12 protein-coding genes are annotated in these 13,031 nt (G+C 51.8%); 7 read left to right on the forward strand and 5 right to left on the reverse strand.

Annotated features, from left to right (window positions below):
• Positions 1-912, reverse strand: a complete 912-nt coding sequence (locus tag EHT87_RS12285) for a metallophosphoesterase family protein (RefSeq protein WP_124906913.1) — start codon at positions 910-912, stop codon at positions 1-3.
• A gap of 105 nt (positions 913-1,017) precedes the next feature.
• Here EHT87_RS12285 and EHT87_RS12290 point away from each other — a divergent pair, with 105 nt between their 5' ends.
• A complete protein-coding gene (locus EHT87_RS12290) occupies positions 1,018-1,548 on the forward strand; it encodes a 3'-5' exonuclease (RefSeq protein ID WP_124906914.1) in 531 nt (176 codons plus the stop codon).
• Positions 1,549-1,551: 3 nt separating this feature from the next.
• Here EHT87_RS12290 and EHT87_RS12295 read toward each other — a convergent pair whose 3' ends face one another.
• A complete protein-coding gene (locus EHT87_RS12295) occupies positions 1,552-2,217 on the reverse strand; it encodes a M15 family metallopeptidase (protein WP_229321018.1) in 666 nt (221 codons plus the stop codon).
• 170 nt (positions 2,218-2,387) lie between these two features.
• On the opposite strand from EHT87_RS12295, the gene EHT87_RS12300 reads away from it, so the two are divergent.
• The 5 genes from EHT87_RS12300 to EHT87_RS12310 all read left to right on the forward strand — a co-directional run bounded on the left by EHT87_RS12300 (position 2,388) and on the right by EHT87_RS12310 (position 7,684).
• Positions 2,388-3,623: a spore maturation protein gene (locus EHT87_RS12300; RefSeq protein WP_124906915.1), complete on the forward strand. Its 1,236-nt coding sequence runs from the start codon at positions 2,388-2,390 to the stop codon at positions 3,621-3,623.
• A gap of 90 nt (positions 3,624-3,713) precedes the next feature.
• A complete protein-coding gene (locus EHT87_RS31255; protein ID WP_185716195.1) occupies positions 3,714-3,887 on the forward strand; it encodes a hypothetical protein in 174 nt (57 codons plus the stop codon).
• 7 nt (positions 3,888-3,894) lie between these two features.
• Entirely contained in the window at positions 3,895-4,071 is a 177-nt protein-coding gene (locus EHT87_RS31260; protein WP_185716196.1) for a hypothetical protein, read from the forward strand.
• A gap of 118 nt (positions 4,072-4,189) precedes the next feature.
• Entirely contained in the window at positions 4,190-7,186 is a 2,997-nt protein-coding gene (locus EHT87_RS12305) for a serine hydrolase domain-containing protein (protein ID WP_124906916.1), read from the forward strand.
• 45 nt (positions 7,187-7,231) lie between these two features.
• Entirely contained in the window at positions 7,232-7,684 is a 453-nt protein-coding gene (locus EHT87_RS12310) for a DinB family protein (protein WP_124906917.1), read from the forward strand.
• 64 nt (positions 7,685-7,748) lie between these two features.
• Here the strand turns inward: EHT87_RS12310 and EHT87_RS12315 are convergent, their stop codons facing one another.
• The 3 genes from EHT87_RS12315 to EHT87_RS12325 form a co-directional block, all read right to left on the reverse strand.
• Positions 7,749-8,213, reverse strand: a complete 465-nt coding sequence (locus EHT87_RS12315; RefSeq protein WP_124906918.1) for a hypothetical protein — start codon at positions 8,211-8,213, stop codon at positions 7,749-7,751.
• A gap of 409 nt (positions 8,214-8,622) precedes the next feature.
• Positions 8,623-9,951, reverse strand: a complete 1,329-nt coding sequence (locus tag EHT87_RS12320; protein ID WP_124906919.1) for a sensor histidine kinase — start codon at positions 9,949-9,951, stop codon at positions 8,623-8,625.
• Positions 9,952-9,954: 3 nt separating this feature from the next.
• Positions 9,955-11,346 (reverse strand): sigma-54-dependent transcriptional regulator, encoded by a 1,392-nt coding sequence (locus tag EHT87_RS12325; protein ID WP_124906920.1) that lies wholly within the window; start codon positions 11,344-11,346, stop codon positions 9,955-9,957.
• A gap of 330 nt (positions 11,347-11,676) precedes the next feature.
• On the opposite strand from EHT87_RS12325, the gene EHT87_RS12330 reads away from it, so the two are divergent.
• Positions 11,677-12,924, forward strand: coding sequence for an efflux RND transporter periplasmic adaptor subunit (locus EHT87_RS12330; protein WP_124906921.1), 1,248 nt, complete (start codon positions 11,677-11,679; stop codon positions 12,922-12,924).
• Positions 12,925-13,031 lie beyond the last annotated feature (107 nt).

Here is a 13,031-nt window from a genome sequence, read left to right on the forward strand (position 1 = left end):
TCAATACGCCACATACGTCCGCTCCACCCATCCGTCATCGAACAAGTCAATCAAGGCATAACCGGCGCGGGTCTGGTGGTACATCGGTTTGTCCCACCAGTCGCCACAAAGCGCGCCGTTGCAGAGGTAGGTCACCCCGTTGTAATCGACCCGGTCGAGCAAATGGGTGTGGCCACTCAGGCACACTTTCACGTTTGGTCGTTTGTGAAACAACTGGATCAGTTCGGCCGCATCGGTGTGCAGCAACCCACCCGAAATTTCCCGGCGGCCGTTTTTCGGCACTTTTTGGTTCGATAGCACGGAGGCCGACAAAATTGGAATGTGCGACAGAATGAGCACCGGTTTTTTGGCGTCGGTTTTCCGCAAGTCCTTCTCCAGCCAGTCGCGTTGCTGATCGTCGAGCCGGGCGGTATACCAGCCGCCTTCGGGCCGGGGCTGCGTACTGTCCAGCACGATAAAATGCCAGCCACTGTGGTCGAAACTGTAATACCGGTTGGCGAGTCCCAACTGCTCCACGGCCCAGGCTTTGCCATACAGCGGATCGTTTTTGGAGCCAGCATAGCCCCAAACGTCGTGATTCCCGATGCAATGGTGAATGGGCAGGGCGTTTTCCTGCTTGAGGATCCGGTTCCAGACGTTCCACTGTTTTCGGACCGTGCTCTTGTCCCGCGACAGGGCATCCATGATTGTGTCGCCCCCGTTGAGAATAAACGCCGGACGGTCTTTCATCGATTGCAAGCGGTGCAGACACTTTGCCAGCGCTACTTCGGCATTGGGACGGGGCATCATGTGAATATCCGTCAGATGGGCAACGCGCAACACCCGTTTTCGCCGGTGGGTATCTGAAAGTTCGGTGGTATTCAGGCCGGTAGTTAAAAGCCCGATGGAGGCAAGTGCTTCACGACGATTCATGGGCGGTTGTTTGGTTGGACGGATCAGTCCGTAGTACAACCTTATTTTTCGGCATGCATCCCCAAAATCTTACTGAAAAAAGAAAAAATTGTATCTTGCAAAACGATGTTTTCAATTGTTGACGTAGAAACGACGGGGGGAATCGGTGGACCAACCCGTCTGACAGAAGTGGCCATTTTTCGGTACGACGGTGTTGAGGTTGTCGATAGCTTTCACTCGCTTTTGAACCCTCACTGCCCGATTCCACCTTTTATTGCGCGGATGACCGGCATTTCGGATGAGATGGTGGAGACGGCTCCCGACTTTGCCGACGTAGCCCATCACATTGCCCGGGTGACGGAAGGGGCGGTTTTCGTAGCCCACAACGCCCCGTTCGACTACGGTTTTCTGAAAAAAGAATTTGCCTGGATTGGTTTGCCCTTTGAGCGTCACCGGCTCTGTACGGTGCAACTCAGCCGCCGGATTTTTCCGGGGCTTCCTTCCTATAGCCTCGGTAAACTGTGCCGTTCGCTGGAGATTCCCGTCAGCAACCGCCACCGTGCCCACGGCGACGCAGCGGCCACCGTCCAGCTTTTCGAACGGCTGCTGATGAACGACTTGCAGGGACTGATCAGGTTCGGAGGAGTAAACGTTTAGATCTCATTCCACGATTTTATACCGCTTTTTGGCTTCCGCGCGCGATAAAGCGTTGAAGTGCCACCACTCGGCTTTCAGGGAAGAAAACCCCGCCGAGCGCATTACCGAGCGCAACAGCCGCCGGTTTTCGACCTGTTTGCGGGTCAATTTTCCCTGTTTCAGCAACAGATCTTCTTTTTCGGGATAAGCCAGTTCGCCGAAGTAATCGAATTTGGTGCCCATATCGAGCGGTTTTCCGGCCTGGGTGGCCAGGGTCAGATCGACGGCGCACCCGTAGTTATGAACCGAGCCGTTGCGCGGATTGGAGACGTATTTTCCCCGTTCATCCACCGGCAGGTGTTTCAGCGTGTTCCACAAATCCCACTGCACCGAGCGGGGCCGGGTGGCGTCGTAAACCAGCAAACGGAGGTCAGGATGCTTTTGCTGAAGAAGTCTGCTGGCTTTTGCCAGTTTCTGAGCGGCCAGGGGTTGCAGATAGGCCCGGGTCAGGTCGCCATAGACGTCTTTCCCCACAAAATTATCTGTAGTGGAATACTTCAACTCAACCAGAAGACTCCGGTCAACCGTCTGAATATCTACCAGTCCCTGCCGGACCATCGCCTGCTCCAGCTTGCCCTGCGCCAGAAGAAGTTGGGGAAAGACAAAAAGTAATAACGCGAGGTTTTTCATTCTATGCGCTCTGATAAACTCTGATGTTCTCTGCTTAACTCTGCGATACAACTCTTTTTCTTCTTTCGCGGAGGTAAGCAGAGAAAAGCAGAGTTTCGCAGAGAGAAGCTAATTCGTTGCGAAATAACGAAAAACCACCTATTTTGCTACGAATAACGCGTCACCGTAACATGGCCCTTAACTACATCTGGGTAGCTTTTTTCCTGATTGCCTTTCTAATTGCGCTCTTTAAACTGATTTTTCTGGGCGATACCGAAATCTTCAAGATCATTGTCGAGGGGTTGTTCGACTCCTCCAAAACGGCGGTAATGGACATTGCGTTGCCCCTGGCGGGCGTGATGACCTTTTTTCTGGGCTTGCTGAACATCGGTGAAAAAGCCGGGGCCATCAATTTTCTGGCGCGAATCATCGGCCCGTTTTTCAATAAATTATTTCCGGAGGTACCGAAAGATCATCCCGCCAACGGCCAGATGATCATGAATTTTTCGGCCAACATGCTCGGTCTGGACAATGCCGCCACACCCTTCGGACTGAAAGCCATGCAGAGTTTGCAGGAGCTGAACCCGGAGAAAGAAACCGCTTCCAACGCCCAGATCATGTTTCTGGTGCTTCACACGTCCGGCCTGACCATCGTGCCGCTGGGCATCATGGCGCAACGGGCGATTCTGGGGGCGCAGGACCCCTCCGACATTTTTATTCCCTGCCTGATCGGGACCTACGTGGCGACGGTTTTCAGTATGTTTCTGGTGGCCCTGAAACAACGAATCAACCTATTCAATGGGCTGGTTATGGGCTGGTTAGGCGGCATAACAGCTTTTCTGGCGCTGGCGTTGTGGTATTTGTCGTCGCTGCCGAAAGAAGAAATCGAGCAGGTTTCCAAAGTGGTCGGTAACGTGATTCTGTTCGTGATCATCGTCGCGTTTCTGCTGGGGGCGATGCGAAAGAAAGTCGATATTTTCGACACCTTTATTGAAGGTGCCAAGGGCGGTTTTGAAACTTCCGTCCGGATTATTCCGTATCTGGTCGGGATGCTGGTGGCGATTAGTGCCCTGCGCAATTCCGGTGCCATGGCCTACATGGTCGACGGCATGAAATACGTGATCGGCATGGCCGGTATCAATACGGACTTTACCGATGCCCTGCCCGTTGCGCTGATGCGCCCCCTGAGCGGAAGCGCGTCGCGGGCGCTGATGATCGACGCCATGAAGGAATTTGGCCCGGATTCGTTCGTGGGGCGGTTGTCCTGTATTTTTCAGGGGGCTGCCGATACGACCTTCTACATCGTTGCCCTGTATTTTGGGTCGGTCGGCATCAAGAAAACCCGGTATGCCATCGTTGCCGGACTTATTGCCGACGCAGCGGGCGTCATTGCCGGTATTGCGCTGGGATACTTCTTTTTTCATTGAGCAGGCAACAGGTTACGGCAAAAAGCTTTAAACCATCCCGCGCTGGACGAGTTTTTAACCGGTACCCAAAACTGAATTGATTGATTAAGTATGAACATCAACGAAATACGCGAACAACTGCATCTGCTCATCGACGAAGTGGACGATGTTTACGTTCTGAACGGATTGTACCGCAACCTGTCGGCCGAAAAACGCCACCGTCAGGAATACGAACGCGAACAGGCGCAAAAAGCGCAGGCGGCCCGGAACAACCGCAAGAAATAACCGCCCGATGACTCAACCGAAACGCTCCGTTTTCGACGTTGCCAGCGTCGTCCGGAAGCCGGTCATTGTGGCGCAGTGGATCGTCGAAATCGCCGGTTTCTTCGACAACCACCCCAAAGTCCGGCAGGTTTACATCCCTTTTCAACTAAAAATCCGCAACCCGGCGACCCGGGCGACAACCTGATCCGGCCTTAGCGTGGTCTGGCCGAACCGGACGTACGGATTGCCGATTTGAAACTGGCTTTTGAGCAGATTTAGCCCCTCTTTTTGTTACTTTTGCCTAACCATTGAATTTATAGCTTATGCCTTTCTCCGTCCGTCTGCGTTTGCTGGCTTGCTCCCTGTGTTTTTTACTATCATTTCAAACGGCTCATTCTCAAACCGTACCATCATTTTTAAAGGCAAATCCGCGTTGGGTCGATTCGGTCTTTAACGCCCTGACGCCCGACCAGCGGATTGCGCAGCTTATCATGGTGGCGGGTTTTTCCAACCGGAGCAAGGGCTACGAAGATTCCCTGATGACCCTGATCAAGAATTACCAGATTGGCGGAGTCGTATTTTTTCAGGGTGGCCCGATCCGGCAGGCCCGGTTGGTCAACCGGCTGCAAACCGTCGTTAAGGTTCCGATGCTGATTGCCATCGACGGCGAGTGGGGGCTTGGGATGCGGCTGGACAGTACGGTGCGGTTTCCGTATCAAATGACCCTGGGCGCCATTCAGGGACGCGACGATCTGCTTTATAAAATGGGGGCCGCCGTGGCTCGTCAAAGCCGCCGGATGGGCATTCACATCAATTTTGCCCCGGTGGCCGATGTCAATAACAATCCCAATAATCCGGTTATCAATTTCCGTTCCTTTGGTGAAGACAAAGAATCCGTAGCCCGTAAGGCACTGGCCTACATGAACGGCATGCAGAATAACGGTTTGCTGACTTCGTTGAAACACTTCCCCGGCCACGGCGATACCGGCACGGATTCGCACTATGATCTGCCCCTGATTTCGAAAAGCCGCCAGCAACTGGACGATCTGGAACTGTATCCGTTTCGGAAGCTGATCGACGCGGGTGCTTCGGGCGTCATGATCGCCCACCTGAACATCCCGGCTCTCGACTCGACGCCCAATTTACCCAGTACGCTTTCGCACAAGGTGGTTTCTGACCTGCTCAAAAACGAGCTGGGGTTTGGCGGCCTGGTCTTCTCCGATGCGATGAATATGAAGGGGGTCCTGAAATATTATCCGTCCGGCGTTGCCGATCTGATGGGCATCGAAGCCGGTATGGATGTGCTGGAATATACGCTGGATATTCCCCGCGCCATTGCGGAAGTGAAACAGGCCATTGCCGACGGCCGGCTTTTACAGACCGACATTGATGCCCGTTGCCGTAAAGTGCTGGCAGCCAAAGCCTGGGCGGGTCTGGATCGCTACAAACCCATCAACCTGATGAATCTTGTCCGGGATCTGAACGAACCGGAATCCAACGTGATCAATCGGTTGCTGACGGAAGAAGCCCTGACCGTTCTGAAAAATGATAAAGAGCCATCCGGCGAGCCCCTGATTCCGTTGTTGAACCTCGGTACCAAACGAATTGCGACGGTTTCGCTCGACGCCGATCAGGAGACCTATTTCCAGAAAATGCTCGCCAATTACACCGCTGTCACCCATTTTAACCTCTCGGCAGCCACGGCGGATACGACTCTGGAGCGGATTCGGAACGAGTTGAAGTCGTATGATTTGTTGCTGGTGGGGGTGCATTTGAGCAACATCCGCCCGGCGGTGCAATACGGCGTTACGCCGAAAACCGTGGCGGTGTTGAAAGAATTGTGCGAAACCGGAAAAGCCGTCGTCTCGGTTTTCGGGAATCCGTATGCGCTCGATAAACTCGAAGGGCTCGACAAAGCACGGGGGCTGATTCTGGCTTATCAACTGACTCAGTTTACGGAAGAACTGGCCGCTCAACTGATTTTTGGGGCCATTCCGGCCAAAGGCAAATTGCCCGTTACAGTGAATCAGACCTACAAACTCAATGACGGCATCAGCACACCGGCCCTTTCCCGGTTGAAGTACACCATTCCGGAAGAAGTGGGCGTGGATTCGTATTTTCTGACAGCCAAAATCGACTCCCTCATGCAGGTGGCCATCACCGAAAAAGCCACGCCGGGCGGTGTGGTTCAGATGGCGAAAGATGGCAAGGTGATTTTCCGGAAAGCCTACGGTACGCACACCTATGAAGGACTGACGCCTACGAAAGTTGACGATCTGTTCGATTTTGCGTCCGTGACCAAAGTCACCACCTCGACGCTGGCGCTGATGCGGCTGGTTGACGAGAAAAAATTCAATCTGGAAAAAACCATGGCGGATTATCTGCCGGATTTTAAAAACTCGAACAAAGCGAATCTGGTCTGGCGTGATGTACTGACCCATCAGGCTGGTTTGAAGGCGTCCATTGCATTCTGGGTGGACACCAAAAATCCCGATGGAACCTGGAAAGACAAGACGTTCGATGAAAAACAACACGGGCCGTATAAAGTCCAGATTACGGACAATCTGTACATGCACCGCCGATACCGGAAAACCATTTTCGAAACCATCCGCGATTCGCCGGTGAGCGCCAAAAAAGACTATGTTTACAGCGATTTGTCGTTCATTCTGTATCCGCAGATCGTTGAAAAAATGACCGGCCAGAAGTTTGAAGACTACCTGAAACAAAATGTGTATGAGCCACTGGGTGCAACGACGCTGACTTTCAATCCCCTGCGGTTTTATCCGTTGCCGCGCATGGTGCCAACGGAATATGATTCGGTGTTTCGCAAGACGCTGGTCTGGGGCCGGGTTCACGACGAAGGAGCCGCCATGCTCGGTGGCGTTTCGGGACACGCCGGTTTGTTTGGTTCGTCCAACGACCTGATGAAACTCGTTCAGATGTATTTACAAAAAGGGTATTATGGTGGAAAACAGTTCATTAGCCCCGAGACGATTACCGAATTTACCCGCTACCAGTTTCCCGAAAAAGGCAACCGGCGGGGATTAGGATTTGATAAACCGACGTTCACCTATTCGGGCAATGCGCCCCGGTTTGCCAGTCCGCAGAGTTTCGGACACTCGGGTTATACGGGAACGTTCATCTGGATTGATCCGCAGTATAATACGTCGTATGTGTTTTTTTCAAACCGGGTGTATCCGAGTCGCACCCACACCAAGCTCATTACCCTGAACATCCGGACTAACATCGCCGATGCGCTGTATGAGGCCATCCGTCGGGGGCCGTCGTCTAATCTGGCCAGCATATTGGCGACGCCGTAAGCGCGATTCCTTTTTCTGCAAGGCAACTAAACCTCCTGACTGCGAATGAAAGACTATCTGATTCGCCTGGTAGAGTACGAGCAGTGGGCCAACCGGGCCGTTATTGATGCGTTGGACAGCGTTGACAACCCGCCCCTGCGGGCGGTGCAACTGATGGGGCACATTTTATCGGCGCACCAGGTTTGGCTGTCGCGGATAACGGGTGAGATCAGTTATGTGGCCATTTGGGAGGATATTCCGATTGCCTGGATGGGTGAAACGTCTGACCGGAATTTCATGCGTTTGAAAAGCATGCTGGAAAGCGAATCCGAAACCGGTTTAAACCGCCTGATTTCGTATACCAACTCGGCCGGGGAGCCCTTCATGAGCCAGATGACCGATATTCTGACTCACATGAGTCACCACGCGGCTTACCACCGCGGACAGATTGTGCAGCTGATTCGTCCGCAACTGGCCGAAGCCCCGAAGACGGATTACATCCTCTGGGCGAGAAGCTGATGGTCAGCAAGGTAGGTAACGGGCTTGTATACTTGAACAGTACAAGGCAAAAATCCCCTAAAACTTAAACTGGGTTTTGTTTATTTCGTACAAAAGATCGAATGCTTTCCTCTATTTCAAACGAATAAGTATTTTCTTCTCTGAAAATGGCTGAACAATAGAAACTTTCACTATCGCTGTAATTTATTTTCTTGAAGCCTGTGCCAAATTGGTGAAACAGATCTTCAAATAGCAGACTCCGCTTTCGTTGAAGTCCCCCTGTTTGACTACAAACGTATACAATTATTGAATCAGGATTTTTTTCAAATACTAAGGAAAGAATATGAACAATGGTTTGTAAAATTCTTGGATCTGACCCTATTTTGGTTTTTACGCGCTGCACCCGCTCAAAACCAAACATATAAATCAAAGGAGAGAAGGGCTCGTCAGGCAGGTAATTAGAACCATCTGTAAAATAGACATTGTAGCTGGAACCGCTTTCGGTAACAAAAAGAAACTCCCCTTCATCAACCTCTTCGTGAAGATACATTGAAGGGATTAACAAATTTGATTCCGGCAGGTTTCTTGGACTTGTCTCCACTCTTAATGTATTCTTCTATTTTTCTTTGGTCCTCAGCCATCTTTTTGATGACATCTTTAGGACTTACAATTACTTCTGCCATGTCTCAAAAGTGTTGCGGCTTGAGGTATGGCGTTAACAGATATAGACCAATATCGCCCAATTTACCCGTTTTTCGCTCTGACTACCCCTTAGCCAGTTAGTTTGTTTTCGTGATATCTCCCTGCACACACCAGACCAAAAGAAAAATCATAATTATAATTTTTCTTTCATAAACTTAATCCGGAGTGGTCGCTTGTAATATTAATAGGATGCATACTAAAATCCAAACGTAGATAATACCAACAAAGTTTAATCTACCGATAACTTCAAATCTTTATCAGAAAATCATCGAAAACGTGCTGCCCTGTCCCGGCGTCGAGGTCACTTTCAACTGGCCGTTGTGGAGCTGCATGATCTGGCGCGAAAGGCTCAATCCAATCCCGGAACCGGTTTTTTTGGTGGTATAAAAGGGAATGAAAATCTTCTCGATAGCTTCCGGCTCGATGCCCGGCCCGTTGTCGGAAACGTAAATCATCAGGCGATTGTCCTGCGATTTTACCTCCAGCCGGAGTTTCGGTTTGCGGTGTCCATCCAGACTTTCCATGGCGTTTTTAATCAGGTTGATCAACACCATTTCGATTTGACCGGCATCGGCAAAAATCATCAGATACGACGGCACGGGCGGAGCTTGCAGAATAATGTGTCGTTGCTGCAACTCGGTCTGGACCAGCGCAATGACGTTCTTCAGCAGGTTTTCGACGGAGATTTCGGCCAGACGCGGTTGCGGAATGGCGGTAAAATTACGGTAGGCATCCACAAACCGCATGATGCCGCGTCCGCGGTGTTCGATCGTGGTCAGGGCTTCGCGCAGGTCGTTGACCGCTTCGGTATCCGCACCGGCCAGTTCCGTATTGACAATCTGCTGCATGGTTCCGACCAGGGAGACAATCGGCGTCACGGAATTCATGATTTCGTGGCGCAGTACTTTGGTCAGGTTCTGCCAGGCTTCCAGCTCTTTCTGCTGCAATTCGGAGCGAATATTCTGAATGGAGGCCACCGTCACCGGGCGGCCGCGCAAACTGACGGTGGCACAGCGCACCGACAGTTCCTGTTCAAAACTGGATTGGTAAATAGCGGGCGTGCTGCTGGGTGTCGCGGTCAGAATTTCGTATAAACCGGCATGAACCGTCTGTAAATCACTGAGGTTCCGTAGCCTGTAGATACCCAGCAACCGCAAAGCCGCCTGGTTGGTCATCTCAACATTACCGGACATATCGAACGAAATCAGTCCGACACTCACCTGCTGAACGATGGTGTTGAGGTAGTGCAGATTGGCTTCTTTTTCGGCGCGGGCCTGCCGGAACGCTTCCAGCACTTCGTTGAATTGCTGGTTCAATTCCTTAAAACTCGGCCCCAGTTCGTTGTCGGCTTTGAAGGCAACCGCAAAATCCGAATACCGGACCGACTCCATGAAGCGGGTCAGTTTGCGGTTCAGGCTGGTAATATACCGGTGCAAATTGGCCGTTTGAACCGTCAATAAAATGATGCCGACGCCCACCAGTAGCGACCGGCTGGCCGGAACTTTCCACCAGACGTAGGCAATGAGCAGGCAAGTAACCAGAATGATCGAAATCCGTATAAAGAGCCCAATGGCGAATCGTTTCATGATTTATAAACCGTATTTCTCCAGCCGCCGGTAGAGCGCCTGCCGCGAAAGGCCCAACTCCCGGGCGATGTCCGTGATGTTGCCGTGGTATTTCTGCATCGCCTGCTGAATCATCTTTTTCTCCATGTCCTCAATCTGGAGATTTTCCTGAAAGGGCAAATCCTTGTCCGTCGGAATGGCCGTCGGCGCATTGGCGCCAAAGTAAAAATCCTCCGGTTCGAGCACAGTTCCCTGCGCCAGAATAACCGCCCGTTCGATGGCGTGCTGCAATTCGCGGATGTTGCCCGGCCAGCGGTATTGCTGCAACTGCCGCGTTAGCGCCGGGCTGATGGAAGCCACTTTCCGGTTGTATTGCTTGCGGTATTGCTTCAGAAAATGCTCGGCCAGCGGCACAATGTCTTCGGGCCGTTCGCGCAGGGGAGGAATGTGAATCTCGATGGTATTGATCCGGTATAGCAAATCCTGCCGGAACGACCGGTCACTGACGTGCTGGTAAATCGGCGAGTTGGTCGCGCAGATCAGCCGGACGTCAATATTTTTGGGCTTATTTGTCCCCAGGCGCGTGACGACCCGCTGTTGCAGCACCGTCAGGAGCTTGGCCTGCTGGGGCAGTGAAATATTGCCGATTTCGTCCAGGAAAATCGTCCCGCCCTGCGCTTCCTCAAACCGCCCGGTTCGGTCTTCGCGGGCGTCGGTGAAGGCCCCTTTGACGTGGCCGAACAATTCGCTTTCGAACAAACTGTCGCTCAAGGCCCCCAGATCGACGCTCACAAACGGTTTGTCGCGCCGGAGCGAGCGTTGGTGCAACGCCCGGGCCACGACATCTTTTCCGGTCCCGTTCTCGCCCAGAATCAGTACATTGGCATCGGTTTCGGCAACCCGCTCAATGGTCGCAAAGACCTGCCGCATGGCGGGGCTGACGGCGACGTAACTGGACTGGTTTTGTGATTTACCCGCGGATCCTCGGTCCGGCGATCCGGTTTGGGCACCGGCTTTTGACAATCCGTTGCCCTCATCTTTGCGTCCTTCCAGGGCACTTTGCAGCGTGGCGAGCAGTTTGTCATTTTCCCACGGTTTGAGCACAAAATCCCGCGCACCGGACTTGATGGCCCGCACTGCCATTTCGACGTCACCGTAGGCCGTAATCAGAACAACCGCCGTAGTCGGTTTAATGTCCAGAATGCGGTCGAGCCACAAAAAACCTTCCCGGCCGCTGCTGTTGTCGCGCTGGAAATTCATATCGAGCAGCACCAGATCGTAGCTTCCGTTGGTGATCAAAAACGGAATCCGTTCGGGGTTCTTTTCAATATCAACTTGGGGATAATGGCGTTTGAGCAACAGTTTGGCTGCACTCAACACATCGACATCGTCGTCAATAATCAGAAGTTTCGACATAAAATTTTCAAGACGGTGCACTAAACAACCCGGTTTTGTCAGTCAGGATGCCTGTTTACAGCCTAAATATAGGCAGTCTGCCGGTTCGCTGCAAAACGGCTTACACAGACGGTAGAATGAGGGCCGATACGGTCGTTTTGTCCGTGTCCGCTTTCGGACAAAGTCTGTCCGCATGTGGACAGGAATTAGGCCTCAAAAGCATTATAACCTACTGATTATCAGTAGCAGTAAATTACTGGCACGTCAATTGGCATTAGAATGATCAACGAGATACCGTCAGTTAAACGTTATCAACTTTTAATTATTCAACCAATCAATCTTTAAGAATTAATGGATCGCGTATTACCTAAACGATTTTGGACAAGCCAGCGGATTGCAATCGCAGTCGGTGGACTAGCAGTAGTGGGGTTGCTGGCGTACAACTTTCTATGGGCCGATCACCGTTCGAAACTGAACGTCGAGAAGGATAAAATTACGATTTCAACCGTTTCAACCGGGACTTTTGACGATTTTATTGTGGTAACCGGTGTTGTTCAGCCCTTGAAAACCATTCGGCTCGATGCCATTGCCGGTGGCTATGTGACGGAGAAATTAGTGGAAGGCGGAGCGATGGTGAAACAGGGACAGGTTTTACTCCGGTTGGAAAACCAGAATCTGCGACTCAATTTCCTCCAGTCTGAAACCGAAGCCAACCGATTGGTCAACGATTTGCAAAACACCCGCCAGCGGTTGCGGGTCGAACGTTATACACTGCAAAAAACCCTCTCGGATCTGGATTTTCAACTCGACAAGGCCAAAGATGCTTTCGATCGTCAGTCGAAACTGTATAAAGACAAAGCCATTCCCGAACAGGATTATCTGACCGCCAAACGGGATTATGACCGCCTGGTTGAACAACGGAAAATTGAAGTCGAATCGCAGAAATACCAGCAGGAAAACTCCCTGATCCAGATCAAACAATTGGAAGAAACGCTGGCCCGGACGCAGAAAAACGTAGCACTCTGGCAACAGACGTTGAACAACCTGGTGGTGAAAGCACCGGTTTCCGGCCAACTCTCGTCGATCGACATTGAAGTGGGCTCGAACATCAACCAGGGCCAGAACATCGGCCAGATTGACGATTTGAACGGTTTCAAAATGCGGGTTGGGGTCGACGAACACTACAACAACCGCATCTTCGCCGGCCTGAATGGCTCTTTTGAATACAACGGTGCCAACCACCCGCTGCAAATTACCCGGGTTTATCCGGAATCGCGCAACGGTCGGATCGATGTCGATATGATTTTTATGAAAGCCGCTCCCGAAGGTCTCAAACGCGGCCAGTCGACCCCAATTCAACTCGAACTGGGTAAAGCGTCGAAAGCCACGCTGCTGCCGGTGGGCGGTTTCTTCTCCGATACGGGTGGCAACTGGGTGTATGTAGTGGATAAACTGGGCAACCGGGCCGTGAAACGGAACATCACGCTGGGCCGTAAAAACCCTGAATATTTCGAAGTACTGACCGGCCTGGAGCCTGGCGAACAGGTCATTACGTCGTCGTACGAAAACTTTGGAGACAACGAAGTCCTTGAATTTTAACTCCGCTGAACTCCCTTTTCTCTGCTTACCTCCGCGAAATAGCAATTAACTTGTTACGCGGAGTTGAGCAGAGAAAATCAGAGTTACGCAGAGAATAGCAGAGTAAT

This window comes from Larkinella knui (genome assembly GCF_003858645.1).
Taxonomy (GTDB): Bacteria; Bacteroidota; Bacteroidia; order Cytophagales; family Spirosomataceae; genus Larkinella; species Larkinella knui.

Coding starts and splice junctions, on each gene's coding strand:
- EHT87_RS12305 (WP_124906916.1), top strand. CDS start 4,190: ATGCCTTTCTCCGTCCGTCTGCGTTTGCTGGCTTGCTCCCTGTGTTTT.
- EHT87_RS12315 (WP_124906918.1), bottom strand. CDS start 8,213: ATGTATCTTCACGAAGAGGTTGATGAAGGGGAGTTTCTTTTTGTTACC.
- EHT87_RS12320 (WP_124906919.1), bottom strand. CDS start 9,951: ATGAAACGATTCGCCATTGGGCTCTTTATACGGATTTCGATCATTCTG.
- EHT87_RS12295 (WP_229321018.1), bottom strand. CDS start 2,217: ATGAAAAACCTCGCGTTATTACTTTTTGTCTTTCCCCAACTTCTTCTG.
- EHT87_RS12330 (WP_124906921.1), top strand. CDS start 11,677: ATGGATCGCGTATTACCTAAACGATTTTGGACAAGCCAGCGGATTGCA.
- EHT87_RS12310 (WP_124906917.1), top strand. CDS start 7,232: ATGAAAGACTATCTGATTCGCCTGGTAGAGTACGAGCAGTGGGCCAAC.
- EHT87_RS12290 (WP_124906914.1), top strand. CDS start 1,018: ATGTTTTCAATTGTTGACGTAGAAACGACGGGGGGAATCGGTGGACCA.
- EHT87_RS31255 (WP_185716195.1), top strand. CDS start 3,714: ATGAACATCAACGAAATACGCGAACAACTGCATCTGCTCATCGACGAA.
- EHT87_RS12285 (WP_124906913.1), bottom strand. CDS start 912: ATGAATCGTCGTGAAGCACTTGCCTCCATCGGGCTTTTAACTACCGGC.
- EHT87_RS12300 (WP_124906915.1), top strand. CDS start 2,388: ATGGCCCTTAACTACATCTGGGTAGCTTTTTTCCTGATTGCCTTTCTA.
- EHT87_RS12325 (WP_124906920.1), bottom strand. CDS start 11,346: ATGTCGAAACTTCTGATTATTGACGACGATGTCGATGTGTTGAGTGCA.
- EHT87_RS31260 (WP_185716196.1), top strand. CDS start 3,895: ATGACTCAACCGAAACGCTCCGTTTTCGACGTTGCCAGCGTCGTCCGG.